The organism is Psychrobacter sp. UBA6291, assembly GCF_002439405.1.
Taxonomy (GTDB): domain Bacteria; phylum Pseudomonadota; class Gammaproteobacteria; order Pseudomonadales; family Moraxellaceae; genus Psychrobacter; species Psychrobacter faecalis.
On sequence record NZ_DJUD01000021.1, the window covers coordinates 1 to 4,832 of the forward strand.

Here is a 4,832-nt window from a genome sequence, read left to right on the forward strand (position 1 = left end):
TTTTTATACTTAATGCACTATAGCGTTGATAACAGTGCCAAATCGAGCTTTACTGTTATGAGCATGTTTGATTAAGCAGCCAGTTACAGGTATTAACTCATTATGCAGCATATTTATTATTCCTTTTCTATTTCGTATCTGAGCTAAGAAAATCCTGATTGAACTGTTGAATACGACTTTCTGTCCAATACCAATGAGGGTCATTTATTTGCGGAGCGGGTAGACCAAAGTGTTCTTTATCTCTTATTAATTGAACGTCAAAAAGGTCTGTATGATCTTCCCAAGCTTCAGGAGTACAAGCATTATTTTCGAACACATAGCTGTCACCTGTAGGCAAAAAACCTTTTGTTTCAAAAGCCCATAACCAGACAAACCCTATAAATCGCCAATACCTTCTTTGAAGTGTTTTTTTAGAAATCCAAACTTCATAGAGACGATCGATGACGTTCGCTATTTCTTCAATGCATGGGTAGCTGTCAAAAGCCCTAGCTATTTTGAGAGCACTATTCCAAGACATAACATATTGACTATAACTATAGCTGCTGCCACCTCGTTCAAATGCTATCCAATAATAATCATGTTCTTCCCAAAATATTTTTATTTCAAAAAGTAACTCAAGTTCTGTAGGGGTCAAATTAAATTCTAACAGACGCTCTAATGCAGTTTTAGTGGCGCTCCAACCATACTTATAAAAAATATCGCTAACTAATCCTAAATATTTCTTGGAACTCCATTCAGATAATATTATGAATTCAATTGCTTTCTGTTGCGCTCGCAGTTCTCTGGATACGGTGCTGTCTTCAATACCCAAGTCAACAGCATTATCTAACTCATCATCTTCGAAATCATAAATATAAGAGTCTAAGGCAGAATAAATATCATCACTTTCGGAATCGCTATCATTAGTGCTGTAATCATCTTCATCCATCTCGAATGAATTAAATTCATCATGGTCATCGGTCTCAGCGCTTGTCACATTACTAATATCTATAGTATTGTTGATAGTTTCCGATAAATCAGCGTTGTATCTATTGCTGTCGGAAGGATTGATATTTAACGATGTACCATTATTAATTTTGTTTATGCATTTTGCTTTGCAATCTACGTCTGGTGTGATGGTTTGCTCATTTATACTACTGCTTTCATCACTTTGTTCAATGATTGCAGGATATTGAGACGTTAAAAAATCTATTTCATCACCAAACAAACCTAGTTGTGCATTTTTAAAATCTGTTTTTTTTATAATAAAAGATGATGCTCGGCTATTAGTTTTAAAAATATCTTCGTCAGAATTATCAAGAATAGTAAAAAAATCATCTTCATCAGAATTGATAAGCTGATAATCGAAATACACATCTAAAACATCTAAGGGTATATAGATTTTAAGAGTATTATAAAAGGATTGAGAAAGTATCTTATTATTTAGAATGAATAAATACTCATTAATACACGTAAAAAAAGACAAAGGTTCTGAAAATATAGCTAACGAATCAGAAAATTTGCTTGAAAAAGGAGTGGAATTTTTTGAGATCAATTTATTAAGACTATCAATCAGTTCTTGCCGGTCATCTAAGCTAAAGGGCGCATTATTGTTAGTGTATATATCCATAGTCTAGGCATCCTTGCGCTCAATGTACATGTCGAAGTAGGTCAAATGATGTAAGCCTTCAGTAGGCTGTTTCAAAAAATAGCTAGATATAATAGTAAATTTATGTTTATTGATATTACCTTATCAATCTCATGATAGGAAGAGTAAAAAGTGCTTATACGACATTAGATGACGCCAGTTTATAATGATATAAAAAATTACTTCTCTATGTCCATTGGGCAATAACTTCGTAATATGAAGTTTATTTATTGGAGCAAGTGAGCTATGCTGAAGAAACCGTAGAGGTAAACTTGGTAAACTAACGACTCAATGAGGAGTTTACCATGACTAAGAAAGTAAGAACCTACAGCGACGAATTCAAAGCCGAAGCCGTTAAGAAGATAGCAGATAATAACGGTAACATCTCCGCTACTGCAAAGCAGCTCGGCATAGCCATGCAAACCTTATGTAACTGGCAGAACAAAGCCAATAAAGGCAAGCTTATCGGCACAGAGCAATATGAACCTGATCTTATGACAGCTCTTCAAGAAATAAAGCAGCTCAAGCGACAACTTAAAGTTGCTGAAGAAGAGCGAGAGATATTAAAAAAGGCGACGGCGTACTTTGCCAAGCACAGTTAATGAAGTACGCCTTTATCAAAGACAACCAACAGATTTTTAGCATCACTCGCATGTGTTACGTCTTGAGAGTAAAGCCATCAAGCTATTACGATGTATCTGTTGGTCGCGATATCAGCGACCAACAGATACATCGTAACCAGTCTGAATTACTGGTTAAAGCGGCTCACAATGAAACGAAAGAACGTTATGGCGCAGATCGACTGCATGCTCATCTAAGCGAGCAAGGCCATAACATTAGCCTGTATATGGTAAGAAGCATCAAAGAGGAATACAGCATCAAATGCCGTCGCCACAAACGCTTTAAAGTCACCACCGACTCCAATCACAACAAACTGGTCTATCCAAACGTGTTGGATCAAGAGTTTGATACCAGTCGCCCTAACCAAGCGTGGGTCAGTGACATCACCTATATTTGGACGCTTGAGGGCTGGTTGTACTTAGCTGGAGTCAAAGATTTATATACCAAAGAGCTTGTCGGCTATGCGATCAATAAGCGCATGACAGCAGATCTAGTATGCAAAGCATTGAACATGGTCATCAAGAATAAACGACCAAGCAAAGGGCTAGTCGTTCACTCTGACAGAGGCAGCCAGTACTGTAGCCATGCCTACCACAAGATCATTAAGTAGCATCAATTTACAGGCTCAATGAGCGCTAAAGGCAACTGCTTTGACAACGCACCCATAGAAAGCTTCTGGGGCATATTGAAGAACGAGCTAGTGTATCACCAAGACTATAAGACCAGATTTTCCGCCATTACCGATATCATTAGATATATCGAGCTGTACTACAATCAGACGAGGATTCAAAAGGGTTTGGGCTATCAATCGCCAAGACAGGTGTGGTTTGATTATTATCGTCAGGCTGCGTAATCAAAATCTCCCAAGTTTAACTGTACGGGATTGACGGCAGGGGTCAGTTCTAGCGGTTACTTCAGCCGTAAAAAACTCTAACAGTTGTCTCTGTGCTTTTTATTTAGTTTACAATGAGTTATCTTCACAAAAGTAGTCTAGCATAGTACTTATCTACTACAGCCCCAAAAATATTTCTCAAAAATAAGTGTAGCGTAAATTAAGAATATCAATAAAATAATTGGAAGAGAGAGGTTAATAATGAAAAGTTGGCGAAAAATAAAAATAGAAAGCTATTTTGAGCAATTGTCCTCCTTATATGAAGATGATAATGCAGATATCGCAATACAACCTTGGAGCATACAAAGAGCTTTAGGGTTTGAGGTTAGAGAAGCAGATGATGAACTTAATGATGATGATAAAATTTTTATTAGAGACGGTTTAGATAAGCTAGCAATTGAGCTTAGTGAAAAAATGAATTGCTCAAGCGATAGAGTATTATTAAACGCTTTTTCGAATCCCGATACAACTAATCTTGCCTTACATTTGCTTTGTTTACCTCAATTAGGGCTACCTGCTAGTCCAAGTAAGCATAAAAAGGGAGACAGTACGGTATTTATAGAGGTATGTAAAAAAATATTCGAAAATAGTGATTTTCCTAATGCAAAGGAGGTAATGACTAGACTATACGCTCATAGCGTGCTATTAAACGAGCAAGACAAAAGATACATAGCCACTCTTTATAAAGCTGTGTCGGGTAAGGCAGATGAAGAGAGGGAGTGGGCAATTCTACGCACCTATATGAAAATGAATAGCTTAGAGGATCTAAAAATAGCTTTTGAAAATGTGAATTTACATACTATATGCACTATAACAGCAATTAAAACGGATTCAATATTTGGTAAAAACCTAAACAGTATGGCAGCTTACTTAAACCATGCGCTAAAAAGCTATGAAGAGAATTCATTACTAATCATTAAAGCTTGTGATTTATATAAAGCCAAAAATAAGTTTCTTAAAGAAGCCACAACTAACAAAAAGTTTATTGAATTTAGAAAAGATGTTTTGGCAGGTAATGTGGCGCAAAATGAAGAGTACCAGCAAGTACTTTTAACGATTTTTCCAGACCTGGCTTAGGTATGAGTAAAAAGCGATTGGCTACTCTCGCTTATCTGGGTCAAAGATCAAATCAACAATAGACCTCTTGCAAAAGTAGCAGAGGGTTTTACAATAACTCATACATTCACAACTGGCTAGGAACCATGCCAAACATAGATAAGCTACTCAAACAAAATAATGCAGGCTTTAAACGCTACACAGGCATTCATAAAGCCACCTTTCGTGAAATATTAGCTGCCATGAAGCACAAAAGACCAAATCAGGTAGACCAAGCGCGCTTAGTTTTGAGTAACAGATATTACTAGCCCTGACTTATTGGCGTGAATACCGAACGCTGTACCACATCAGTATGGACTTTGGTATTCATGAGTCTTCTGCTAGCCGTATTATTCGAAAAGTAGAAGACATACTGGTTGATTCGGGTAAGTTTGAATTGCCCAAAAAGCTCCCTAATAGAGTTGATGACAATATTAATTGGTCAGTCGTCATCATCGATGCGACCGAAACCCCCATTGAGCGTCCAAAAAAAACCAAAGAGACTACTACAGCGGTAAGAAAAAACAACACACCTTAAAAGCGCAGGTTATCGTGCATTGGCAAACCGGTTTAATATTAACCCCAGTTCGGGATAAG

General features: G+C 37.0%; 3 protein-coding genes and 1 pseudogene. 3 read left to right on the forward strand and 1 reads right to left on the reverse strand.

The window, feature by feature from the left end:
* Positions 1–127: 127 nt before the first annotated feature.
* Positions 128–1,609: a hypothetical protein gene (locus B3R91_RS02585; protein WP_286796388.1), complete on the reverse strand. Its 1,482-nt coding sequence runs from the start codon at positions 1,607–1,609 to the stop codon at positions 128–130.
* Between the two features lie 323 nt (positions 1,610–1,932).
* Between B3R91_RS02585 and B3R91_RS02590 the strand changes: the two are divergent.
* The 3 genes and pseudogenes from B3R91_RS02590 (at position 1,933) to B3R91_RS02600 (ending at position 4,773) form a co-directional block, all read left to right on the forward strand.
* Positions 1,933–3,101: pseudogene (locus B3R91_RS02590) on the forward strand (IS3 family transposase).
* 240 nt (positions 3,102–3,341) lie between these two features.
* On the forward strand, positions 3,342–4,217 hold the full coding sequence (locus B3R91_RS02595; protein WP_286796389.1) for a hypothetical protein: 876 nt from the start codon (positions 3,342–3,344) through the stop codon (positions 4,215–4,217).
* Positions 4,218–4,494: 277 nt separating this feature from the next.
* Positions 4,495–4,773 carry a helix-turn-helix domain-containing protein gene (locus tag B3R91_RS02600; protein ID WP_286796390.1) on the forward strand — a complete coding sequence of 93 codons (279 nt, stop codon included), beginning with the start codon at positions 4,495–4,497 and terminating at the stop codon, positions 4,771–4,773.
* Positions 4,774–4,832: the final 59 nt, after the last annotated feature.